The 26,323-nt window shown below is 42.3% G+C and carries 11 protein-coding genes; 6 read left to right on the forward strand and 5 right to left on the reverse strand.

The window, feature by feature from the left end; translation table 11 throughout:
* Positions 1–491 precede the first annotated feature (491 nt).
* Positions 492–12,800, reverse strand: a complete 12,309-nt coding sequence (locus tag BM176_RS18115; protein WP_090105617.1) for a hypothetical protein — start codon at positions 12,798–12,800, stop codon at positions 492–494.
* A 739-nt stretch (positions 12,801–13,539) separates the two neighbouring features.
* On the opposite strand from BM176_RS18115, the gene BM176_RS18120 reads away from it, so the two are divergent.
* Positions 13,540–14,208, forward strand: coding sequence for a response regulator transcription factor (locus tag BM176_RS18120; protein WP_090105619.1), 669 nt, complete (start codon positions 13,540–13,542; stop codon positions 14,206–14,208).
* A 56-nt stretch (positions 14,209–14,264) separates the two neighbouring features.
* Complete coding sequence (locus tag BM176_RS18125) at positions 14,265–15,527, forward strand: GNAT family N-acetyltransferase (RefSeq protein ID WP_090105621.1); 1,263 nt, start codon at positions 14,265–14,267, stop codon at positions 15,525–15,527.
* 4 nt (positions 15,528–15,531) lie between these two features.
* On the opposite strand, the gene BM176_RS18130 is transcribed toward BM176_RS18125, so the two are convergent.
* From BM176_RS18130 to BM176_RS18140, 3 genes are all read right to left on the reverse strand, one after another.
* Complete coding sequence (locus BM176_RS18130; protein WP_090105622.1) at positions 15,532–15,888, reverse strand: DUF4260 domain-containing protein; 357 nt, start codon at positions 15,886–15,888, stop codon at positions 15,532–15,534.
* A 29-nt stretch (positions 15,889–15,917) separates the two neighbouring features.
* On the reverse strand, positions 15,918–16,490 hold the full coding sequence (locus tag BM176_RS18135; protein ID WP_090105624.1) for a Crp/Fnr family transcriptional regulator: 573 nt from the start codon (positions 16,488–16,490) through the stop codon (positions 15,918–15,920).
* A gap of 213 nt (positions 16,491–16,703) precedes the next feature.
* Positions 16,704–18,224: a S10 family peptidase gene (locus BM176_RS18140; RefSeq protein WP_090105626.1), complete on the reverse strand. Its 1,521-nt coding sequence runs from the start codon at positions 18,222–18,224 to the stop codon at positions 16,704–16,706.
* Between the two features lie 96 nt (positions 18,225–18,320).
* On the opposite strand from BM176_RS18140, the gene BM176_RS18145 reads away from it, so the two are divergent.
* Positions 18,321–18,647 carry a glycosyltransferase gene (locus BM176_RS18145; RefSeq protein ID WP_143097852.1) on the forward strand — a complete coding sequence of 109 codons (327 nt, stop codon included), beginning with the start codon at positions 18,321–18,323 and terminating at the stop codon, positions 18,645–18,647.
* A 534-nt stretch (positions 18,648–19,181) separates the two neighbouring features.
* Complete coding sequence (locus BM176_RS18150) at positions 19,182–20,045, forward strand: alpha/beta hydrolase (RefSeq protein WP_090105630.1); 864 nt, start codon at positions 19,182–19,184, stop codon at positions 20,043–20,045.
* Between the two features lie 680 nt (positions 20,046–20,725).
* Here BM176_RS18150 and BM176_RS18155 read toward each other — a convergent pair.
* Positions 20,726–20,935 (reverse strand): hypothetical protein, encoded by a 210-nt coding sequence (locus tag BM176_RS18155; RefSeq protein ID WP_090105632.1) that lies wholly within the window; start codon positions 20,933–20,935, stop codon positions 20,726–20,728.
* A 791-nt stretch (positions 20,936–21,726) separates the two neighbouring features.
* Here BM176_RS18155 and BM176_RS18160 point away from each other — a divergent pair.
* Together BM176_RS18160 and BM176_RS18165 are read left to right on the forward strand one after the other, a co-directional pair.
* On the forward strand, positions 21,727–24,843 hold the full coding sequence (locus BM176_RS18160) for a SusC/RagA family TonB-linked outer membrane protein (RefSeq protein WP_090105634.1): 3,117 nt from the start codon (positions 21,727–21,729) through the stop codon (positions 24,841–24,843).
* Between the two features lie 19 nt (positions 24,844–24,862).
* Complete coding sequence (locus BM176_RS18165) at positions 24,863–26,311, forward strand: RagB/SusD family nutrient uptake outer membrane protein (protein ID WP_090105635.1); 1,449 nt, start codon at positions 24,863–24,865, stop codon at positions 26,309–26,311.
* Positions 26,312–26,323: the final 12 nt, after the last annotated feature.

Below are 26,323 nucleotides of genomic sequence, written 5' to 3' on the forward strand. Positions count from 1 at the left end.
CAATATTTTTTGAAAAATTAATGGAGAAGTTTTCTTTTTACTTGTCTCCTATAAATCAAACTATTACAAATTCATCATCTCTACATACTAAAAAAAACCGGTAATAATTTTACCATTTTCTGCTCATTTTAACCCTTCTTATATATGATATTTATTGCTTGTAAGAATGCCTGATTTCCAATTCAGTTAAAGGATTGGGGTTAATGACAATATTCTTTCTTCTCATACAATTTTCTCACAATCTGTACGTTCCCTTCAAGTAATTTCCTTACTTATATAAGCATCAGGCTGTTGACTTTATCCACAATTTCTCTCCTACAGAACCCTTCCGAGTGTTAATAACTTTTTTATTGAGGTGAACCAGAGGGTCTTGATACCTTCTCCCCTTCTAATATTATTTTAACAATTTTATCTAAAGAATACATAATAATGAGAAAAGGGTCAATTACGGGAGAAATCCCGCAATTGACCCTTTTACATTTATTACTTTATTATCTCACCAGTAACAAACGGGTAGCATATACTTTACCATTTGTCCTGATCACACAATAATGCATACCTGAAGGCAGGTTAGCCGGGTTAAAGACCAGCTTATAGGATTCTCCTCCTCTTGCCAGATCATTATATAATATTCTTTCCGATGCTCCGCTATAGCCAAATATCTCCACTGTCACCTTTGTTGTAACCGGCGACTTAAATGTGATATAAGCTCTTTCTGTAAACGGATTAGGATAGGCATTATATTCAATAACCGGCTCAACGGCTGCGGGTGCTGCTACAAATGCTGAGGTTTCGGCTTCAATTGTTTCCGTTACGGTACTGATCGGCACCGTTAATACCAATTGTGCTGAATCACTACAGCCGTTCGCATTATCCGTCACTTTCAACTTAAAGGTTCCGGATGAACCTTCTTCTCCTGACATATAAGTTAATATAGCGCTGGCTGCTCCTGCTGCCATGGTCCAGTTTGGATCATCAGATGTCAATGTCCATTTATAGCTGGCGCCAGTTACACTACGTGCAGTTAATACGTCAAATGATAATGGTGAAAGCGCTGCCGTCGGCGGATTGATAATCGTTACCGGCAATGTGGTATTCTTCGTTACAGTAGTATTTGCACTTACAGAACATCCGGTGGCCGTATTTACAACTAACAGGTTATAAACACCTCCCACTGTTACTGCGGCAGAGGCATTGTTACTTGTAAAGTTGTTAGGACCTGACCAGGCGTAAGTTACTCCTGTAGTAGTACTGTTAGCTGTGATGTTAGTGCTCGGTTTATTACACGTAATATTACCGGTATTTCCGGCAGTTACGCCCTCAGGAGCAGTCTTATCACGCACAACAGTTACGGAGTCTACTTGTAAACAACCATTTGCACTACTCTTTACTGTTACATAATATTTACCAGGAGCACCAACACTCACCGGATTCTGACCAGCAGTGAAACCTGTCCAGGTGATTGTATTACCAGGCGATGTTGCCTCAAGGTTTACGCTTGTAACAATACAGGTTAATGTAGCAGGTTTGGTAACGGTTACACTCGGTTTAGTGATATTCTGTATAACAGTTACACTGTCTATCGTGGTACAACCTGTTGTACTGCGTGCTGTAACATAGTACTTACCAGGAGCACTGATGCTTACAGGGTTTACACCAGTAGTGAATCCGGTCCAGCTGATTGTTGCACCTGTTGTGGCAGATGCTGCTGTTAAGTTGATTGAAGGTGTCGCACAAGTTAACGTTACTGGCGGAGTTACACTCAGATTAGGTTTAGTGATATCCTGATTAACAGTTACACTATCTATCGTTGTACAACCTGTTGTGCTGCGTGCTGTGACATAGTACTTACCAGGAGCACTGATGCTTACAGGGTTTTCACCAGCAGAGAAACCAGTCCATCTGATTGTTGCACCTGTTGTAGTAGATAAAGCATTTAAACTAACCGTAGTTGTTGCACATGTTAATGTAGCAGGTGCAGTTATACTCAGATTAGGTTTAGTGATATCCTGTGTTACAGTCACACTGTCTATCGTGGTACAACCTGTTGTGCTGCGGGCAGTGACATAGTACTTACCAGGAGCACTGATGCTTACAGGATTTTCACCAGCAGAGAAACCAGTCCATCTGATTGTTGCACCTGTTGTGGTAGATGCAGCATTTAAACTAACCGTAGTTGTTGCACATGTTAATGTAGCAGGTGCAGTTATACTCAGATTAGGTTTAGTGATATCCTGATTAACAGTTACACTGTCTATTGTGGTACATCCTGTTGTACTGCGTGCAGTGACATAGTACTTACCAGGAGCACTGATGCTTACAGGATTTTCACCAGCAGAGAAACCAGTCCATCTGATTGTTGCACCTGTGGTGGTAGATGCAGCATTTAAACTAACTGTAGTTGTTGCACATGTTAATGTAGCAGGTGCAGTTATACTCAGATTAGGTTTAGTGATATCCTGATTAACAGTTACACTATCTATTGTGGTACATCCTGTAGTACTACGTGCTGTTACATAGTATTTACCGGGAGCACTGATGCTTACAGGGTTTTGACCAGCAGGGAAACCTGTCCAGCTGATTGTTGCACCTGTGGTGGTAGAAGCAGCATTTAAGCTAACTGTAGTTGTGGCACATGTTAATGTAGCAGGTGCAGTTACACTAAGATTTGGCTTAGTGATATCCTGTGTTACTGTTACACTATCAATTGAGGTACATCCTGTTTCACTGCGGGCAGTTACATAGTATTTACCGGGAGCACTTACAATTACAGGATTCTGACCAGCAGGGAAACCTGTCCAGCTGATAGTAGCATCAGCTGATGTTGCCTGAAGGTTAACGCTTGTAGTAGCGCAAGTTAACGTAGCAGGTGTATTGACTGTCAGGATCGGTTTAGCGATATCCTGAATGATCTCTACACTGTCTATCGAAGTACAACCTATAGTATTACGGGCAGTTACGTAATATTTACCGGGAGCACTTATAGTTACCGGATTCTGACCTGCAGGGAAGCCGGTCCAGGTGATAGTAACGCCGGTGGTTGATGTTGCCTGAAGACTGATGCTTGTAGTTGCACAAGTCAAAATAGCTGGTGTTGAGATCAGCAGAGTCGGTTTAGCGATATTCTGAGTGACCGTTACACTGTCTATTGTGGTACAACCTGATGCACTGCGGGCAGTAACATAGTATTTACCAGGAGCGCTTACACTAACAGGGTTCTGACCTGCGGCGAAGCCTGTCCAACTGATAATTGCACCGGTTGTAGTGGATGCTGCGTTTAAGCTAACCGTGGTTGTTGCACATGTTAATGTAGCAGGTGCAGTTACACTAAGATTTGGCTTAGTAATATCCTGCGTAACCGTTACACTATCTACAGTGATACAGCCTGTCGCACTGCGGGCAGTAACGTAATATTTACCAGGTGCGCTTACACTTACAGGATTCTGACCAGCAGTAAAGCCGGACCAACTGATAGTAGCGCCTGTTGATGTTGCTGAAAGGCTTACGCTAGTAGTTCCACATGTCAGGATTGATGGTGTAGTTACTGTCAGGACCGGTTTAGTGATATCCTGATTAACTGTTACACTGTCTACTGTGATACAACCTGTAGTACTGCGGGCGGAAACGTAATATTTACCAGGTGCGCTTACACTTACAGGATTCTGACCAGCAGGGAAGCCGGACCAACTAATAGTAGCACCTGTCGATGTTGCTGAAAGGCTTACACTAGTAGTTGCACATGTTAAGGTAGCTGGTGCAGTGGTTGTCAGGGTTGGTTTGGTAACATCCTGCAACACCATTACACTATCGATGGTGATACAATCGTTCGCACTGCGGGCAGTAACATAGAATTTACCAGGAGCACTAACACTAACTGGATTCTGACCAACAGGGAAGCCGGTCCAGGTGATACTTGTACCCGTTGTTGAAGATGCAGCTATTAAACTAATTGTAGTTTCTGCACATGTTAATGTAGCTGGTGTGGTGGTTGTAAGATTCGGTTTAGTAATGTCTTGTTTGACTATTACACTATCGATTGTAGTACAACCTGACGTGCTGCGGGCAGTTACGTAATATTTACCGGGAGCACTAACACCTACAGGGTTCTGACTGGCAGGGAAGCCTGTCCAGCTGATAGTTGCACCTGTAGTGGTAGAGGCGGCCGTTAAGTTAATCGTAGTTGCTGAGCATGTTAAGGTAGCAGGAGTCGTTGTTGTCAGGTTCGGTTTAGTGATATCCTGCAAAACTGTTACGCTATCAATATTAACACAACCTGTCAAACTACGTGCTGTTACGTAATATTTACCAGGAGCACTTACACTTACAGGATTCTGACCAGCAGGGAAGCCGGTCCAACTGATAGTTGTACCTGTTGTAGTAGATGCTGCAGTAAGGCTGATGCTGGTAGTAGCACATGTTAAGATAGCAGGTGCAGTTATTGTCAGGTTCGGTTTAGTGATATCCTGAGTAACCGTTACACTGTCTATCGTAGTACAACCTGTTGTGCTGCGGGCAGTGACATAGTATTTACCTGGAGCACTGATGCTTACAGGGTTCTGACCTGCAGGGAAGCCGGTCCAACTGATAATTGCACCAGTTGTAGTAGAAGCGGCATTTAAGCTAACTGTAGTTGTGGCACATGTTAAGATAGCAGGTGTAGTGGTGCTCAGGTTCGGTTTAGTGATATCCTGAGTTACTGTTACACTGTCTATCGTGGTACAACCTGTTGTGCTGCGGGCAGTGACATAGTATTTACCTGGAGCACTTACACTTACAGGGTTCTGACCAGCAGGGAAGCCGGTCCAACTGATAGTTGTACCTGTTGTAGTAGATGCAGCGGTTAAATTAACAGTAGTTGTTCCACATGTTAAAATAGCAGGAGCAGTAGTTGTCAGGTTCGGTTTAGTGATATCCTGAGTTACTGTTACACTGTCTATTGTGGCACAACCTGTTGCACTGCGGACAGTTACATAATATTTACCTGGAGCACTTACACTTACAGGGTTCTGACCAGCAGGGAAGCCGGTCCAACTGATAGTTGTACCTGTTGTAGTGGATGCAGCGGTTAAACTAACTGTTGTTGTTCCACATGTTAATGTAGCAGGTGCGGTGGTAGTCAGGTTCGGTTTAGTGATATCCTGAGTTACTGTTACACTGTCTATTGTGGTACAACCTGTAGTACTGCGTGCAGTGACATAGTATTTACCAGGAGCACTTACACTTACAGGGTTTTGACCAGCAGGGAAACCTGTCCAGCTGATTGTTGCACCTGTTGTGGTAGAAGCGGCAGTTAAGCTTACAGTAGTTGTTGCACATGTTAAGATAGCAGGTGCGGTGGTAGTCAGGTTCGGTTTAGTGATATCCTGAGTTACTGTTACACTGTCTATTGTGGTACAACCTGTAGTACTGCGTGCTGTTACATAATATTTACCAGGAGCACTTACACTTACAGGATTCTGACCAGAAGGGAAACCTGTCCAGCTGATAGTTGTACCTGTGGTAGTAGAAGCGGCAGTTAAGCTAACTGTTGTTGCTGCACATGTTAATGAAGCTGGTGCAGTTACACTCAGATTTGGTTTAGTGATATCCTGATTAACAGTTACACTGTCTATCGTTGTACAACCTGTAGTACTGCGGGCTGTTACATAATATTTACCAGGTGCGCTTATGCTTACAGGGTTTTGACCAGCAGGGAAACCTGTCCATGTAATCGTAACACCTGTTGTAGTAGAAGCAGCGGTTAAACTAACTGTTGTTGTTGCACATGTTAATGTAGCGGGTGCGGTTACACTCAGATTAGGTTTAGTGATATCCTGATTAACAGTTACACTATCTATCGTAGTACAACCTGTAGTGCTGCGGGCGGTTACATAATATTTACCAGGAGCGCTTACACTTACAGGGTTTTGACCAGCAGGGAAACCTGTCCAGCTGATAATAGCGCCAGTAGTAGTAGACGCGGCGGTTAAACTAACTGTAGCTGTTCCACATGTTAATGTAGCAGGTGCAGTTATACTCAGATTAGGTTTAGTGATATCCTGATTAACAGTTACACTATCTATCCTTGTACAACCTGTAGTATTACGCGCTGTTACATAATATTTACCAGGAGCGCTTACGCTTACAGGATTCTGACCAGCAGGGAAGCCTGTCCAGCTAATAATGGCACCGGTAGTAGTTGATGCAGCAGTTAAGCTTACAGTTGTGGTAGCACATGTTAAGGTAGCAGGAGCAGTTGTTGTCAGGTTCGGTTTAGTGATATCCTGAGTTACTGTTACGCTATCTATTGTAGTACAACCTGTAGTACTGCGGGCTGTTACATAATATTTACCAGGAGCGCTTACACTTACAGGGTTTTGACCAACAGTGAAGCCTGTCCAGGTAATTGTAGCACCAGTTGTAGTTGATGCAGCAGTTAAACTTACAGTGGTAGTAGCACATGTTAAGGTAGCAGGAGCAGTTGTTGTCAGGTTCGGTTTAGAGAAATCCTGTATCACTGTTACGCTATCTATTGTGGTACAACCTGTAATGCTGCGGGCAGTTACATAGTATTTACCCGGAGCGCTTACATTAACCGGATTTTCACCAGTTACAAAGCCTGTCCAGCTGATGATAGCATCTGGTGTGGCAGATGTTGCAGTTAAACTAACGGTTGTTCTTGCACATGTTAAAGTAGCAGGTGCAGTTACACTCAGATTAGGTTTAGTGATATCCTGATTAACAGTTACACTATCTATCCTTGTACAACCTGTTGTGCTGCGGGCGGTTACATAGTATTTACCTGGAGCACTTACGCTAACCGGATTCTGGCCGGCAGGGAAACCTGTCCAGCTGATAATAGCACCGGCTGTAGTTGATTCAGCTGTTAAATTAACTGTAGTTGTTCCACATGTTAAAATAGCAGGTTCAGTTACACTCAGATCAGGTTTAGTAACATCCTGATTAACAATTACGCTATCTATCGTTGTACAACCTGTAGTACTACGGGCTGTTACATAGTATTTACCAGGGGCACTTACATTAACCGGATTCTGACCAGCAGGGAAACCGGGGAAACCAGTCCAGCTGATAACAGTGCCGGTAGTAGTAGATGCAGCAGCCAAACTAACTGTAGTTGTTGCACATGTTAAAGTAGCAGGTGCAGTAGTTGTCAGGTTTGGTTTAGTAATATCCTGAGTAACAATTACACTATCTATTGTTGTACAACCAGTACTTGTTCTTGCAGTAACATAATACTTACCTGGAGCACTTACACTAACCGGGTTCTGACCGGCAGGGAAACCCGTCCAGCTGATTGTTAAACCAGTAGCGGTAGAAGTGGCAGTTAAGCTTACTGAAGTTTTCGCACAGGTTAATATTTCTGGCTGTGTTACAGATAAGCCAGGTCCCAGCAGTTTCTGAGCAACGACTACACTCTCTGTTTTCTGACAGCCGTTCGTTCCTCTTACTGTTACATAATAAGTACCAGGTGTACTTACAGTTACCGGATTCTGACCTGCTGCGAAACCACCCCAGGTAATAGTTGCTCCGGGAGTAGTTGTAGCTGCTGTAAGATTAACGGTAAATACAGCACAACTCAGTGTATCTGGCTTTGTAATAGTCAATACAGGTTTAATTGTATCAGGAATAACTTTCACGCTATCTCTGTTAATACAACCATTACCACCTCTTACAGTAACATAGTAAGTACCTGGATCATATACTGTAATAGTATTCTGACCGGCAGCATTACCAGCCCATGTGATGGTTGCGGCATCAGCAACAGAAGCTGCTGTTAAATTAACTGAGATACTGGAACAGCTTAGCGTACCAGCCTGTGTAATTGTAACAAGTGGTTTACTTACATCCTGAATCACTTTCACACTATCCATTGTTAAACATCCATTAGCACCTCTTACTGTTACATAATAGGTTCCGGGATCGTTCACACTGATATTATTCTGACCAGACTGGAAGCCTGCCCATGTAATAACTGCACCTGGATCCGTACCAGTAACATTCAGACTGGCAAAAGGAGAAACGCAACTGATAATACCAGGAGTTTGTATTTTCATATTACCTCTTCCGAGATCCTGAACCACCTTCACACTATCAGTATTGAAACATCCACTGGAAGTTCTTACAGTTACATAATAGGTACCGGGATCAAAGACCATAATCTGGTTCTGCCCCGGAGAGAAACCTGACCAGGTGATTGTAGCTCCTGATGTAGAAGAACTGGCCGTTAAATAAAGGAAAGGTGTATTACAGTTCAACTTACCCACCGGAGATATTGTAAGATCCGGTTTATTGTTTTCCTGTGTTACGGTAACACTATCAGAGGTAATACAACCCGTTAGCGTATTCTTCGCCGTTACATAATATTTACCTGGCGCATATACTGTTACCGGATTCTGTCCGGCAGCAAAGCCCAACCAGGTAATTGTAGTTCCCGTTGTAGTAGAACTGGCAGATAATGATACAGATACTGTACTACAAGAGAAAATACCCGGTGTAGCAACAGACAGGTTTGGTTTAGCAATGTCCTGTGTAACTGTTACGCTATCCTTTGTACTACAACCTGAAGATGCAACTGCTGTTACATAATATTTTCCAGGTGTACTTACATTAATAACATTCTGGCCGGTAGTGAAGCCTGTCCAGGTTATTGTAGCACCTGATGTAGCTGAGGTTGCACTCAGGGTTATTGAAGATGTTGTACAATTAAGCGTTCCGGAAGTTGTTACAGTAAGAGATGGTTTAACAACATCCTGTACTACTGTAACGCTATCTATCTTAGTACAACCATTTGAACTTTTTGCAGTAACATAGTATTTACCCGGAGCACTTACACTAACAGGATTCTGACCGGCAGTAAAACCTGTCCAGGTAATCGTAACGCCTGTAGTAGTAGATGCAGCCGTCAGATTAACAGTGGTGGTAGTACAGTTTAAATTACCCGGTGCTGTTACTGTAAGATTAGGTATGGTACTATTCTGTGTTACCGTAACGCTATCCAGTTTTGTACAACCGTTAGCTGTCTTCGCAGTAACATAATATTTACCTGGTGCACTTACACTTACCGGATTCTGTCCGGCAGTAAAGCCAGTCCAGCTAATCACTGCGCCAGTGGTAGTTGATGCGGCGGTCAGATTAACAACCGGCGTAGCACAACTGAGAACGCCAGGAGCGGTTACAGTCAGTACAGGTATTGAAATGTCCTGTGTTACTGTCACGCTATCTGTGCTGCTACAGTTATTGGTTGTTTTCGCGGTCACATAATACTTACCGGCTGCACTCACACTAACTGTACCCTGCCCTGCAGTAAATCCTGTCCAGGTGATTGTAACACCGGAAGTAGCAGAAGTCGCAGTCAGATTAACAGTTGGTGTAGTACAAGTGATAATACCAGGTGTAGTTACAGTGAGAGAAGGTTTAGAAACATCCTGTGTTACCGTAACGCTATCCTGTTTGGTACAACCATTAGTGCCCTTTACAGTAACATAATACTTACCGGGAGCACTTACACTTACGGGGTTCTGACCGGCAGTAAAGCCTGTCCAGCTGATAACAGCACCAGTGGTGGTACTCGCTGCCGTTAAGCTAACTGTAGTAGTGCTACAATTTAAAGCAGCAGGTGCAGTTACAGTAAGTGTAGGTTTTGTTGTATCTCTTGTTACTGTTACACTATCCCGTTTTGTACAACCGTTAGTGCTACTTGCAGTAACATAATACTTACCTGGAGCACTTACACTTACCGGGTTCTGACCGGCAGTGAAACCTGTCCAGCTGATCACGGCACCTGTTGTGGTACTCGCAGCTGTTAAGTTAACCGCAGGTGTTGTACAGTTGATAATACCTGGTGCCGTTACTGTAAGATTAGGAACAGTAATACTCTGTATAACTGTTACACTATCTTTTGTAGTACAACCATTGATGGTATCTTTTGCTGTTACATAGTATTTACCTGGAGCACTTACACTTACTGTTTTCTGACCAGTAGTAAAGCCCGTCCAGGAAATAACTGCACTTGCAGTAGTGGAAGCTGCAATCAGATTAACAGCAGTTTTGGTACAACTTAAGGTATCCGGTTTCGTTACAGTAAGCACAGGTACTGTGATATTCTGTAAAACCGTAGCAGTAGCATTGGCGGTACAACCGGAACCTGGTGCTGTAACTATTAATGTATATGCACCTGGAACAGTTACGGTAGGATTCTGTAACGCAGACGTAAAGCTATTTGGACCGGTCCAGCTATAGGTGGCACCCGGTATAGTAGAACTACCTGTAAGTGTAACGGTTGTAGTGCTACAGGTAAGCGGTCCGCTTACAGCAGCAGTAGCATCTACGTTCACTACATCAGTACCTGTCAGTTTTACGTTATCAAAGAAATACCTTTCAGTAACATCAGAATTGCGCGTTTTTACAATGACTTGTAAAGTGCTGCCATTCAGGGCTGCAGAACTGAAGGAGAAAGATGCTGTGCCTGTTGTGTTGGTGGCACCTATTCCTGCGAAATCTTCATACGCAAGTGTTTCAGCACCACCATTCAGTTTATAGTACACACGTATGTAGTCGTCCGATTCAAACGCATCATTGGAAGAAGCTGTTTCACTTCTGAGATCCACTGATATAACAATGTTCTTTTTACTCGAAATATCTACAACACCGGATGACCATACTCCTTCTGCAGCAGAGCTGTAGCTTACTTTAAACTCATTATTCTGTACGGAATAAGTACCTGATCCGGTATTGGCGACAGTCCAGCTGGTAGCACCATTATCAACAGTGGTTCCATTTGCTAATGTAAAATCTTCCCACCAGAAAGCAGATGGTGTAGCTGCACCGGATGATACCTGTACAGATTGTGTAGCAGTACAACCATTAGCCGGATTTGTTACGGTAACTGTATAGGTACCGGCTGTATTGACTGTTGGACTCTTCAATGTACTGGTAAAGCCATTAGGGCCGCTCCAGCTATACTGTGGACTCGCAACAGAAGTACTTGCATTGATCACAATGCTGGTTTGACATCCTAAAGAACCTCCACTCGCTGAAAGATCGGGCGCTGCTTTATCTTCGGCCACAGTTACAGGAGCAGAAACGGTACAGCCACTTGGTAAAGTAGCCGTTACAATATATTGTCCACCTGCTGTAACAGTAGGGTTCTGCAGTGTAGAAGTAAATCCATTAGGACCAGTCCATGAGTAAGATGATACTGTACTGCTTGGAGTGACAGTAATCTGTGCAGAATTAGCACATGTTACTGTTCTGCTAACAGCAGTAGTTAATGTTACTGCAGGATCAACACCTGCCATTTTCACATTATCGAAATAATAAAATTCATCATTACCGGTAGCACGGGCCCTTACCACAATCTGTATGGTATTGCCACTCAGTCCGCTTAACGAGACATTGGAATAAGTAGTGCTGTGACTATTAATACTACCTAACTTTTCTCCAAACAATACTTCTGCACCACCGTTCAATTTATAATAGAAACGGAGATAGTCAACAAGTTCACCTGAATCATTCATCACCACACTACTGTTTAATACAGAACTCCGGCAGTCGGCAGATACTTTCACATTTGTTTTACCTGCGATATTAACAACACCTGAAGTCCATACTGCATCAGCCAGGCCAGTATTACTGGCTCTGAATGCATTGCTTAATACAGAAAAAAGTGTGGCAGTAAAAGGTTTCGTTGAAGTAAAGCTGGTTGTTCCATTATCAGAAGTAACACCATCGGATAAGGTGAAATCTTCTGTCCAGAAAGCATTTTGTGCAGCTGTACCTGACGTTACGGTTACTGATTGTGAGGCAGTACATCCGTTTACAGGATTTTTCACCGTCACGACATAAGTACCTGCCGTACTAACGGTAGGGTTTTTAGCCGCACTGGTAAAACTGTTTGGACCTGTCCAGCTATAGGTCGCATTTGCTACTGACGTATTTGCATTGAGCGTTACACTGGTAAAACATGCCAGAGAGCCTCCTGTTGCCGAAATATCGGGAACTACCTTATTCTCTGTCACAACTACTATATCAGAGCCGGAACCGGTCGAATTTGTACCTACAACGGTATAAGTACCAGCTGTTGAAACAACAGGATTCTGTGCAGTAGAAGTGAAACTGTTTGGACCTGTCCAGCGATAAGTAACATTAGATGCTGAGGAACTGGCGGACAATGTCAGGGATGAATTTGCACAGGTAAGGGTGCCATTATTACCGGCTACAGCAGTAACTGGTATGGCACTTGCGCAGGGCCCATTTTCCTTAAAAACCCTGTATTCTTCTATATAGTACTTGGATGTTTGTGTACTTCCATTGTTATAATTGTAGAGTTTTACTATTAATTGGATTGTACTACCTGTTAATACAGGAGATGTAAAATCAATGGTACCGAAGTTACCTGTCCGTTGATCCAGCAGGGTTTCAGCACCTCCGTTGATCCTGTAATATATTTTCACATATTCGGAGCTGTTCTGGTTTCCTTCTGCAGTGATCTTCACTGCGGCCTGGAAATCTGAATAACCTGCAACGGAAAATACATTAGAGTACCAGATACCCTCTCCACCGAGGTTTTCTGCCATGATCCTGTTCGACTTCACGGCGAAGTACCCGGAACTGACAACCTTGGTAGCATCCAGGTACCAGCCATCGGCGGCAGTACTTATTGTAGTACCATTTACAAAGGGGAAAGTTCCTGTAATGATTGGACACTCCGGAGTGGCCATGGCAGGAGGTTTAAAGGCTAATAATAGCAGGATAAGGGATATAATCGGCTTATATCCTCTGGTGAGTAGAGTTTTCTGCATTTAGAAATTGTTTTGTTAACGGTATAGGAAAATTCTTTGTCGGATTAAATAAATAACTATTTTTACTAATATAACTTGCTTCAGAACCTATAGTCGCATATAGCCCACTGACCTATTTTGTACTGATTTACAATTAGTTGAATTTTTATGTAGCAGGATTTACTCACATGAAATCAAAACACAATGAAAACAAACCATGAAGAAGAATACGTTATGCCTTTCCCTGGCATACCAACAAACATCTCCAGGTTCCGCGAATTGATTATTCGCAACAGATGTCTTTGCTTTGAATATGCAAGTTGGCAAAACTGACTGGATAGGACTAGCCTTTTCGTATCGGCCATTACTAAAATGAGTATATGCACACCTGTTTTTGAGTACTAACGCTTATTTTATATAATGGCAATGGGTTAAGATGCAGTCACACCCGTTATTTCATACATATTTACGCAACAAGAAAACTATTCCATATCTAAATTGAGGAACCTGATAACAACAGCTAATGGGAGCTGGATGCAGGTTCATGTCTGCTCATGCATCTGAAGCCTACAGTAAGTAACTTAATATTAACCAGTTAAAAATGCACAGAACTATTTTTTTTCCTGCTGGCAACATTTGCCATGATCTCCAAATGCTTGCCACTGCAAGATCTACTGTAAAACATGAGGTATCAGAATCTATTTATTCCACGTGCCGCTAATTTTTTCATCCTGTATCTCAACGTGCAAATACATTCTTGATGAATACTGTAGTCTATAAAATATTGCTTGTAGATGAGGACCAGGTATTTGTAAGACAAACCAGACAATTACTGGTTTCACAAACATATGAAACCTACACTGCGGCCTCAGAAGAAGAGGGGATGATCATCTGCCAGCAACAACAACCAGATTTGATCATATGTGGTGCCCACCTCAGAGGAACAGGTGGTCATCATTTTATTATGGCACTTAGAAATGAACCCAGCTTTGATCATATTCCGCTGATATTTATCACAATAAAAGATAATAAACAGGAAATGAGAATGGCTATGAACCTTGGTGCTGATGATTACCTGGCAAGGCCTTTCAGGAAGCGGGATCTCCTATTGAGTATCCGCTCACGCCTTGGCCGTTTTGCTAAATTTAATCATGTACGCCCTCCTGATGCTGTCAGCTCCGTATCATTGTCCGATCCTACTTCTGCACAACAGGCATTATATCACCGATTGGGTAAAGCTGAAAACCGGATCATTAAAATGATCGCAGAAGGTAAAAGCACTAAACAAATGGCTGATGAACTAAATGTGAGTATCCGAACCATTGAAAATCATCGTTACAGGATAGCCGGAAAACTAGGTGTAGCCGGGCGAAATGCACTCACAGAATTTGTGATCAGAAATATCATACAACAACAAAAGCCAATGTAACGTAAATGTGATGGGATGTATTTCCTATCTTTATCCTGCATTTACTTTACACCTTTATGAGTACGATTCCCCCTTCTGAACAAAGTTCTCTGCAAAATGCAACACCCCAGCAACTAATGCAGGCTACTGCATTTAACCACCAGGAACTATTTTGTATGAATGCAATGGTGGTGAATGGAGAGATCCATACGGCTGATGGTTTCAAATGGACACATGCTGGTTCGGATAATGAATCTATGATCGCTTTTCCGGTACTTTCTGCAGATAATGCAGACAAAGAACTTGATAAGGTGATGGCATACTATCTTCACCATCCTCCCCAGGGAGTAGGCTGCTGGTCACTGGACCCTACGCAGCCATCAGACCTTGGTGTAAAACTACTGGCACGCGGCTTTCAGCCGGGATGGCGTCCGCAATGGATGTCAAGAGATCTTGATAAGATAAACATTAACCCTCTCCTTCCCGGGCGCCTGGAAATCAGAGCTGATAGTAATGCACCCATCCACATGATAAAACAACTTCCCTATGCCAGTCTTTCTGATAGTGGCGTAAACCAGGCCATACTCAATGCATTTCCAGAACGTACACAAAGATTTATTGCGCTCATGGATGGACAGATTATTGCACAGAGCAACGTATTATTTTCAGGAGGTGTTGCAGGCATTTATAATGTAGGTGTAGTGCCATCTGAAAGAAACCAGGGTATTGGTAAAGCCATAGTACTGGCTACCTGCCAATTTGCAAAAGAAAGAGGTTATCACTATGCTGTACTGAACGCTACCGGCCGACGGATGTATGAGAAAGCGGGATTCAATTGGATGGGCAATGGATGGACATGGTGGCTAAAAACCGCCAATCTTGTTGCACACCCACCAACACCTGCACAGATAGCCATTGCAGAGGCAATTGGAACAGGGAATTTGTCTTCTCTTGATGATAATGCGGATTATTCATTTCTCATGACTAATGGCATGACCCTTATGCAACTGGCGGTGCATTGCCACCAGCCAGCTTCTGCCGACTGGCTGGCATCCCATATGATTCCTTATACTGTACTTGATGCCTGGGATCTGGGCTGGATAGACCGGGCTACTACATTACTGAAAAAAGATCCCGCACAAGTGAATCAGCAATATGGAGAACCGGCTACTACCCTACTGCATATAGCCGTAGACAGAAATGATATCCCGCTTGCTCAACTCGCACTGTCCGCGAATCCTGATCTTCAGATCAGGGACTATTACTATAATTCCACCCCACTTGAATGGGCGCGGCACTTACATAGAACAGAAATCCGACAGCTGATTGAACTACACTGATCATCTAATTACGCCCTATAGGACCTAAATGAGTGTCTTTAAAACCAGTTACATACTTCAATCCATACCCAAACATTCTGTCCATTGATGAGTGCGCAAACAGGATTATACCGGTGAATAAAATCACATCCTGATGATAGTAAAAACCAGCTAAATAAACGAGGATAGCAATAGCTTTGTGATGAACAAAGTTATAAACAAATGCACCCGTTTTATTACCTCCCAGATAACCTGTCATACTGAGATCCGGAAGGAGAATGCATACAGGAAATAGCCACCATGCATATGGAGATTGAAAATGGAAAGCGATAATGGCAAGGATAAAGAGTGCCAGTTCTTCAAGGATAAGTGTAGTTTTCATCTTTTAAATTTCAGGTATGGTGTCTATAATTATTTTTCCTTCTTTGCACGGACCTTACTCAAAAACTCCGGTGTAAATCCAAGGTAAGAGGCCAGCATATATTGAGGAATCCGCTGTACAAACCCTGGGAAAGATTTATTAAAGTGATGATATCTTTCTTCTCCACTGAAAGTGTAGATATACTTAATTCTTTGCTGGGAAGCGGTGTAGGCTTTCTGGAACACTAATCTGAAGTAACGTTCCATTTTGGGAATTTTGGTGAACAGTTCTTCCTGCACAGACTTTTTTAATACAGCTATTCTTGCATGTTCTACTGCCTGCAAAAAAAATTCGGAAGGAGTTTCTTTTTCAAGACTATCATAATCAGAAATCCACCAGTTATCAATTCCAAAATGCAGGATCTGTTCAATACCGTTATCATTCATGTAATACAAGCGGAAACAGCCTTTCAGGATAAAATAATTGGCCATGCAAACCTGCCCCTGCCGCAGCAGATAATCTTTCTTGTTCACTTCCTGGCAGACAATGTAAGATTGAAGAATTTCCTGCTCTTCTTCGCTTAGTGAAACAAATTTCTGTATATGATTTAAGAGGGCTTGCATCTTAAACAAAGGAAGTGAAAAATCCGGAAATTAATATTCTTTAGTTATATGAATATAGATTGCAAATGATCAATAAATACACGGTACCTGCCTGTTTAGTTTCTTAATTTAGCTTTTGAACAAGATTTCAGATCAGATCTTTATTGCACTTCACCTAAACATCACGGCAGCTAATGTGTATTTATTGATCATTAAAGCAATCGCGCATAACAATCAATATTTCGCCGGCTGACCTTTTCCTGGAATAGACTCCCGGATGAAGATCCTCAGGTTCTCTGTTGCAGCAGCGAGATCATCTTTTCTCAGGTACATCATATGACCGCTTTTGTAACCTTCCCATTTCAGACGGTCCTTTAGTTTACCACCAGGATCCATTTGCCACATACTGTACTTCGCATTGAAATAATCGCAGGCACCATCATAATAGCCGGACTGTACAAGCAGGTGTAAGAAGGGGTTCTGGGCGATGGCCTGACGGAGATTTTCACCGGTCTGGTCATTATTTTTATCCCAGGGCCATACCTGGCCGAACATGTTGTATTTAAGATCTGTTTTATAGTTCAGTTCTTCTCTGAGATAAATATTGATTGCGGGTGTGAATGCCTGTAACCAGGCAGTTAATTCAGCATTGTAGTCCGGGCTGTCTCCACCAATTTTCTTGTCGATTCCTTTGTACCGGGAATCCAGACGGCCAACGGTGAAACCCTGATCGCGCAGGAGTTGTTTCCAGAAAAGATTATATGATACGTCCAGGTTGTTCTCCTGTACTACCTGTTCTGAGAGGCCGCTATAGCGGGCTATTTTTACTGCAATGTTTTTACGCTGAGCATCATCCAGTGCACCGCCACGGGAAAGAGCCGGAATCAATTCGTTTATAGTGAAATTCTCTACTTCAGGTAAAACGTCTTTGAGATCTTTCTGTTGCAAGTCTGCCGGTAGTTTTTTATGATACCATGCTGTAGCTGTAAAATAGGGTAATTTCAAAGCAGCATCCAGAGGGCCGTTCCGCAGGATCCCCAGTTCAGTGGGAGATACCAGGATCACGCCATTTAAGTACATCCATTGCGCATCCTGTAATTCCAGTGCTAGTCCGGATACGCGTGTGGTACCATAGCTCTCTCCAATCAGGAATTTGGGAGACGCCCAACGGCCTTTACGGGTCACAAAGGTATTGATCCATTCAGCCAGGTATTTAATATCGGCATTCACGCCAAAAAACTTCGATCCGGGAATTTCCTTGCTTACCATACGGGAGTAACCGGTACTTACAGGATCTACATATACAATGTCTGCCACATCGAGAATAGAATTAGGATTATCCCTCATACCAAAAGGCTGTACCGGATAACCTTCATCATCGATGTTGAGCAATCTTGGGCCGGTATAACCGATTTCCATCCATACGGAGGGAGTGCCAGGCCCTCCATTGAAGGATATCACCAGAGGTCTGCCGGATTTATCCTTTATATCTGCTCTTTCGTAGTACGTGTAAAATACGCCGGCCAATGGTTTTCCGTCTTCATCCCAGATAGGAATGCTGCCAGCAGTAGCTGTATATGGAATACGTTGTCCTTTGATCGTTACCTCGTGCGTAGTTGTAATAGCAGAATCCAGGGCCAGAATACGGCTCTTAGAGATTGGCTGATCGTTTTTGAAAGGCTCTTTTGATTGTGCAGATAGTTGTGTACTGATACTACCAAAAAAAGCCAGGGAAAACAAGATTTGTTTAATCATATGCAGCTTGATGAATGGTTAAGGATGTAAATATAATTTAACACCTGCTTCAAAGGAGATGATTTTGGATAAACGGCGGAGTTAGTTGCGACGCCCTTGTGGACATTGCCTTTTGCCAATGCGTATGTGACCAATGGTAGGTTTGGAGGTGTATTACTGAGTATAAGACATGGACTGCCTATTGTGGCTGCAGGTGCGCATGAAGGGAAAAATGAGATCTGTGCAAGAGCCGGCTTCTTTAAATATGGCATTAACCTGAATACGGAAACGCCCTCATCGGAACAATTACGTACTGCCGTTGCAGAGGTAATGGAGAATAACATTTACTCCAAAAATATAAGGAATCTTTCTAAGGAATTTCAGAGGTATAATCCAAATGAACTAAGCCTGGGTTATATAGGCGAGATCCTGAATAAAAATTAAATACTACTGTGGTGGCACTGATAAACTGTTAGTGTCACCGCATCTTTTGTTCCTTTTCTGTCTGTTACAGCTATATACAAGACCCCTCTCCTGAATTCAGCACATACATTCTTTCCCAGGTTTTAAATAATAACTCACTTCTTTCTGATGCTGAGCTTTTTCCTCATTACGATTATTCAAATATAAATGCCGGAGATTTTAAAGAAAAAAATAAGACCTCGCCTATAAAAGCAAGGTCTGTTAATGGTTAATTTGGGGGGGACAATTTAATAAAGATCGAATGTATGATAATTGCTTAGAAAATCGATCTGATTTTTTTCAACCTTAATAAAAATGATAAGAGTTATAACACAATTATTGCTGATACAGGCGAATACTTAATTGTATAATTAATTATTTATCAATACTTCGTAATAGAAATTCCCAATTACAATTACTACATTAGAATACGCTTTATACTTTATACCGATAGATATTTTTACATTGTTCTTGCAATCTTTAATGAATATTAAATGAATCCTAAATAAACTGTTAATGAAACTTAAATATCTTCTCGCAATTCTTCTTTTAATACCATTTTTCCCAGTGATGGCACAGGATTCTATGGTTCTTCACTTATGGTCTAATGGTGCTCCCGGATACGAAAAACTTAAGGATGAGCCTGAAATAGCAAAAGACTATTACGTAAAAAATATTCATAATCCATCTATCGTTGTATATCTTCCTCCAAAGGAGAAAGCGACCGGAGCAGCCGTAATTATTTGTCCTGGTGGAGGTTTCAACTTACTTGTATATAATTCTGAAGGTGTAGCGCCTGCACGTTTCCTGAATAGTATAGGCGTTGCCGCTATTATATTGAAGTATCGTCTGTTCAGAGAAGATACTATTTACAGTCTGGAAAAAGAAGTACGGCAAGATGCTTACAGAGCTATCCGTACTGTACGCAGTCATGCCGCAGCATGGAATATTGATACAAACCGTGTAGGTATGTGGGGATTTTCTGCAGGAGGTGAAGTAGTATCGCAGGTAGCATATGCACCCGGTTATGGAGATCCAAAGGCAAAGGACCCGGTTGACAGGCTAAATGGCAAACCTGATTTCCAGATCCTGGTATATCCTGGGCCGCTTGGTATCCCCACCACTGTTTCTGCAGATGCACCTAAAGCATTCCTGATTGCCGCTAATGACGACGCATGCTGCTCCGCACCAATTGTGACACTGCTGGAGGCTTACAGACAGGCGAAAGTTCCGGTGGAGACCCACATCTTTGCAAATGGCAACCATGCTTTTAATATGGGTTACCGCTCAGATCTGCAATCGATCAAGGCATGGCCTCAGTTACTGACCAACTGGATGACGGACAGCAATATCCTTATTCCGAAATCAGGGGCTAAATAAGCCTTTATTTATTCCAGGGTGATCCTTTTACTTCAGGATCGTTTTCAAAGCTTTTTAAGACCGCCAGCAGGCCTGTTGTATCAATTTCAAATGAGAGTTGAATAACTGGTCCGCCGGCGGTATTGTTTAACCTGCGTGAACAGGGTTCACAAACTTGTATGAAGGTCTTTAATTTCAGGCAGAAATCATTGCATTGGACAAGGTTTCAAATCCACTGATTTACAATTATTTTGAATACCTTTTCGAAAGAAAACATCGTAAACAACAGTCAGGAATCCTTCCATTTAACCTATAGTAGTTTAGGAGTGTTCGGGGAGACTTCCGGGTTGGACCGGGGTTGGGGCGTAGGTGAAGCGCAGGTTGAACGGTAATAGAGCTGCTCTATCCCCCGGTCAACCTACGCTCAACCTGCGCTTGACCTGCGCTTGACCTACGCCCCAACCCCGGTTAAACCCAGAAGTCTCCCCGAAGACACTGGCAACTTGTACAAGTATTGAATCGCTATTCACTTTGTGAAGAAGAACGAAGAGAAAAGCCATAATATCCAGGCAGAAAACCATTGTGCAAGTTATTTCACAACTCTGCTGATTTACAACTATCGGGAATTCACTTTCATAAAAAAAGGAACAATCTTTCGATTCCTCCTTGGGTGAAGATGATGCATTATGTATTTACTTCAATCAGTGATGCGTCTGAGGATGAAGTAATTTGTACAGTTCTTTTTGCAGATCTTCGTCTTTGAAATTGTTGAGTTGTGCGGTGTCTATTTCGTACCACTTTTTTTTACTTCCTAATGCACCAATTACATAAGTGTGTCCAGCCTGAACCGGTTCACTGGTTTCGGGGTGTTTTTTAGACAGGGTAACAACTACATCTTTATACTTTGACATGCTGTGAATATACGCAAAAATTGACAGACTATGACGCAAAACAAACACTATAGGCCCTATTCTTATACCACAAACGTAGTAATTTAATTTCTATTAACGATTCATTAACTGATGTAAGATTTTGATTATGTAATGTTGCTGTATCAAATTTAATAACATGATTAGTCCCAAACCCTCAGAGCACAAACGGGCAATTGAACCAAATTCTTTTAAACTGCCATACATTGCAGCTGTTGCTTCATTCATGGCAGCTATACTTGTAGCTTATACATTGTTCCTCTAAGCTAAAGCGTTGTTCAGCTACACTGTAAAACAGTGCGTATCATTTTTTTACTATTTATTAGTACATTAATTTGGTGGACTAATAAATAGTTTTTATTTTTGACCCTGATTAGAGTCAACATATCATCTCCTGTAATCAAAATCAATGATTAATAAAGTATCGACCATTCATCAGGAACAAAACAGCTGTAACCTTACAGCAGACAGTTGTTGTTGCGGTTAATACTAATACTTTTCCCGGGCTATCCGTTCGATTTCCATCCACAGATATTTATTGAGAATTTATATTTCGCTGAAACAAGTGAACACACTATCGTTAAAATATACATATGTCATTAAAGGGAACAAATGTGAATAATCGTGGTGCACCTGCACTTAAAAGGGTATAAAAAAAGATGGCCGGTGCTGCGGGAACAGCATCCGGCCGGATTAAAACAAGCTTGGTAATACTATTCAGCGAGATTATCGCCGAACGGCATCTTATTGTCTAATCACTAACTACAAATTTAATGAAAAAAGTTCTCTTGCTCATCTCCTGGTTATCAGGGATAGCACCTGCAACGTTATGGGCACAATCCGTTTCAGATCCAGTCATCAATTCTACACTTACCGGTACCGTTATTGACAGCAAAACCCAAACCCCATTGATTGGGGTATTGGTGAGAATTAAAGGGACAACCAACCAGGTACTTACCGACACAAAAGGAAAATTCAATTTTAAAACCGGTCAGAAATTACCTTACATCCTCGAAGCTGCTTATATAGGATATAAAAAACAGGAAATAAAAGCGGAAGCATCTCCCCTCCTCATATCATTACAGGAGAATGAAAGTCAGCTGAATGAAGTAGTAGTGGTAGGCTACGGCACACAACGCAAAAGTGATATTACCGGTTCAGTAGCCAGCATCTCCAAAGCATTACTTGCACAACCGGCGGCTTCTTTTGATAACCTGCTGCAAGGTACCGTTCCTGGTATTGCCGTTACACAAAGCTCCGGACAACCTGGTAGCACAGCTACTATCAGGGTACGTGGTGGTAACTCTATCAGCTTTGGTAATGCTCCCTTGTATGTAATTGACGGCTTTATCATTTATAACAATAATGATTATGCAAACACAGGTGCGTCCAATGGGGGTGGTGTAAATGCACTCTCTACCATCAATCCAAGTGATATAGAATCCATCGAAGTACTGAAAGATGCTTCTGCTACAGCGATCTATGGATCTCGCGGGGCTAATGGCGTCATCATCATCACCACAAAAAGAGGAAGAAGAGGTCATGACGAAGTGAGTTATAATGTTTACGCCGGTAGTCAGCAGGTGAGCAAAACACTTAAATTATTAAATGCTTCGCAATGGGGTTCGCTGATCAATGATGTTAATACAAGTACAGGAACTGCTAAAACATATAGCGATTCTGCCCTTGCTGCATTAGGACAGGGTTCCGACTGGCAAAATGCTGCTATCAGAAAAGCCAGTGTGCAAAATCATGAGTTATCTTTTTCAGGTGGAGATGAAAAATCAAGATACCTGGTTTCTGCCAACTATTTTAATCAGGATGGTATTGTTTTAAATACAGGTTTTAAAAGATATTCTGCCAGGGTAAATTATGAAAGAAGCGTTTCTGAGCGGCTTAAAATAGCCACAAATGTTTTCGGTAGCCAGTCAATCGAAGATAAGCTGTATGGCAATACTTACAACAGCATCAACTTCCAAAACACAGCATTTGCCAATCTTTTACAGGTGTCTCCTGTTGCTAAAATTAATAATGCAGATGGCAGCTATAATACCACAAGTCCTTATTCTGCCAATCCTACCAATCCTATACAGGATATCGTTTCTACAATCAACCGTACTTATTTAAGGCGCATTCTGGGCAATGCTTCATTAGAGTATAAACTGTTCAAAGATCTGACATTAAAAGTAACAGGCGGAGCTGATTTAATTAATACAAAACAGAATTATTATTCGCCCAGTTATGCGGGTTCTCCCGGTGGTAGCGGTACTGGTTATTCTTCCGGTGGATATGCATCTGTGGGCAATCTTACAGCTACAACATGGATTAATGAAAATACTATCACCTATGATCATGCATTCGGGAATAAACATTTTTTAAACGTAGTGGCAGGTTATACCATGCAGCATCAGAAAGATGAATCTGCAGTAGCCAGTGCACAGAAGTTCCCTAACGACCTTACGTCTTTCAATAACCTTAATTATGCAAGCACTGCTGTGTTATCCGTTTCAGATGGGCATCAGTCGTCACTCAACTCATACCTGGCAAGGGCCAATTATTCCTACCTGCACAAGTATAATGTCACATTATCCGTGCGTGCTGATGGTTCTTCAAAGTTAGGAGCCAACAACAGGTGGGGTTATTTCCCTTCCCTTGGCGTGTCATGGAATGCAGGCAAAGAAGAATTCGCCAAACAATGGGGAACCGTGCTTACAGATCTGAAAGTGAGATTATCTGCTGGGAGAACAGGTAACTCGGAAGTACCACCTTACAGCTCTCTTGCGGCCTTATCTCCTTCCAACTATTATTTCAACAACGCGCTCGTAACAGGTATTGCTCCCACACAGATTGCCAATCCTGACCTGAAATGGGAAACAACTTCTCAATATAATGCAGGTGTGGATTTCGGATTATTGGACAGCCGGATCAATGTGACGTTCGATGCCTATTATAAAAAGACTACAGACCTTTTGCTGAATGTTCCATTCCCATTGTATACAGGATATTCCAGTGTACTTCAGAATGTGGGTAGTGTAGAGAACAAAGGGATAGAATTCAGCATCACATCTGATAATATTAAAAACAAAGAACTGACCTGGAAAACTACACTGACATTTGCAGCCAACAAGAACAAGATCTTAAACCTGGGAACGGGAATAGATTACTATTTCCCGCTGGCCCCTACCGGATATGTATCTCCCGTGATTGTGAAAGTAGGTGCACCTGTTGGAACATTCTGGGGATATAATACTGCAGGACTCATAACAGCATCAGATCTTTCGAAAGGAATACCTACACTTACCGGCGTATCTCAACAGGTGGGAGATACAAAATATATAGATACCAACGGAGACGGATCCATCACTACGGCAGATAAGCATAACCTGGGTAGCGCACAACCTAAATTTACTTTCGGACTTTCCAACTCTATCAACTATAAAGGCTTTGATCTCTCCTTTTTATTCCAGGGGTCATATGGGAATAAGATCTTCAATTTCCTGCAACAGAAACTGGAGATACCCACACTATCACTCAATGCTTCTACCACACTCTTAGACAGGTATAGTGCTACTAATCCTAATGGGAAAGTAGCCAAAGCTACCAATGCCCCGGTTGCACAGGTAACAGACCGGTACATAGAAAATGGCTCTTATGTAAAGCTGAAGAACCTCTCTCTGGGTTATACTTTTTCCAGGGGTTTTCTTGAAAAGATCCATGCCAAACAATTACGCTTATACGTAACGGCACAGAACATCCTTACATGGACAAAATACACAGGATTAGATCCTGAAGTGAATTTCTTTGATAGTGATAATACCAAACAGGGTATAGACTATGGTGCTTATCCAAGTACTAAAACCTTACTGGCAGGCTTAAATATCACTTTCTAGTACATCAATATTCAGCACAATGAAAAAATTATCTATACTCTTTCTATTGGCAGTTGTATCCTGCAATAAATTAGACGAGAACCCTGATTCCGTCATCACGGTATCCCAGTTCTATAAAACACAATCAGACGCAATTTCTGCTGTATCAGCCGTATACAGCGCTCTTAATACAGATGCAGCCGGCGACTTTCCCATGTATGGAAGAAACATGAACCTGCTTACCGGCAATGGTAGTGACGATCAGATATTCAGTCCTTCGAATACAAATACAGATGTAAGAGCGCTGGGTACAGCCACTTATGTACCGGCAAACGACAGGATAAAGAAAAACTGGCAACAGCATTACTTTGGTATTAGTCGGGCGAATGTGGCCATTGACAATATTCCTAATATCAACTTCGACACTACCGTGCGTACCCGTCTGGTTCGTGAAGCAAAATTCGTAAGGGCATTACTATATTTCAATATTGTACGTTTTTGGGGAGATGCACCACTTATTTTGCACGATCCTACCAGTATCGATGTAGATGCCCAAAAAGTAAAAAGAGCACCAAAAGACAGCGTATATGCGCAAATTATCTCAGATCTTACAGATGCCACCAGGTTACCTGCAACTTATTCCGGCGCTAATATAGGACGGGCTACCAGCGGAGCTGCGCATGCCCTCCTGGCAAAAGTATATGCAACAAGAAGGGATTGGGCGAATGCACTCACAGAGATCAACACTGTCATAAACGGCGGTTATGGCTATGATTTGTTCAGTAACTATCTTGATGTTTTTCAACAGGCTACAAAGAATGGAAAGGAGCATATCTTTTCTGTGCAGTTTGGAACAAACCTGGGAGCCAAGAATAGTCAGCAGTATTTAAGTAGTGGTGATTTTTCGTCGTTCAATACAGCTGTATATCCCGGCGATCTGCCTGCAGACTCCACACTTTACCAGTTGTTCGCTGCCACGGATACCCGCAGGGCTGTGACATTCTTTACAAGCCTGTATAATTCTGCTACGGGTAAATATGTAACCTTCACACCTGCCAGGTTCGCTAAATTCATTGACTATTCTATTTCACCGCTTACCAATCAGGCACAGAGCGGAGTCAATTTCCCGGTAATCAGGTTTGCCGATATTCTGTTGCTTGATGCTGAGGTTCTAAATGAAGTCAATGGTCCTATTTCAGATGCTTATGCTGCCATTAACAGGGTAAGAAGCCGTGCCAACATACCTGATCTTACTCCGGGACTTAACCAGGCAGATTTCCGCGATTCTGTATTCCTGGAAAGAAGAAAGGAATTTATCCAGGAAGGTATGCGCTGGTTTGATCTTTCAAGAAGAGGTGGTAACTACCTCTACGATGCGCTGAAAAAGTTTCCTGATAAAACAGGTGCTGCACCCAAAGACACTTTATTTCCTATCCCGCAATCAGAAAGGGATATTAATAGCGAGCTCACACAAAATCCAGGCTGGTAATAATTCTCAATC

Source organism: Chitinophaga sp. CF118, from assembly GCF_900112615.1.
Lineage (GTDB): Bacteria > Bacteroidota > Bacteroidia > Chitinophagales > Chitinophagaceae > Chitinophaga.

Excerpts from the sequence above, each read along its gene's own strand:
- BM176_RS18115 (WP_090105617.1), bottom strand. The coding sequence starts at position 12,800 with ATGCAGAAAACTCTACTCACCAGAGGATATAAGCCGATTATATCCCTT.
- BM176_RS18120 (WP_090105619.1), top strand. The coding sequence starts at position 13,540 with ATGAATACTGTAGTCTATAAAATATTGCTTGTAGATGAGGACCAGGTA.
- BM176_RS18125 (WP_090105621.1), top strand. The coding sequence starts at position 14,265 with ATGAGTACGATTCCCCCTTCTGAACAAAGTTCTCTGCAAAATGCAACA.
- BM176_RS18130 (WP_090105622.1), bottom strand. The coding sequence starts at position 15,888 with ATGAAAACTACACTTATCCTTGAAGAACTGGCACTCTTTATCCTTGCC.
- BM176_RS18135 (WP_090105624.1), bottom strand. The coding sequence starts at position 16,490 with ATGCAAGCCCTCTTAAATCATATACAGAAATTTGTTTCACTAAGCGAA.
- BM176_RS18140 (WP_090105626.1), bottom strand. The coding sequence starts at position 18,224 with ATGATTAAACAAATCTTGTTTTCCCTGGCTTTTTTTGGTAGTATCAGT.
- BM176_RS18150 (WP_090105630.1), top strand. The coding sequence starts at position 19,182 with ATGAAACTTAAATATCTTCTCGCAATTCTTCTTTTAATACCATTTTTC.
- BM176_RS18155 (WP_090105632.1), bottom strand. The coding sequence starts at position 20,935 with ATGTCAAAGTATAAAGATGTAGTTGTTACCCTGTCTAAAAAACACCCC.
- BM176_RS18160 (WP_090105634.1), top strand. The coding sequence starts at position 21,727 with ATGAAAAAAGTTCTCTTGCTCATCTCCTGGTTATCAGGGATAGCACCT.
- BM176_RS18165 (WP_090105635.1), top strand. The coding sequence starts at position 24,863 with ATGAAAAAATTATCTATACTCTTTCTATTGGCAGTTGTATCCTGCAAT.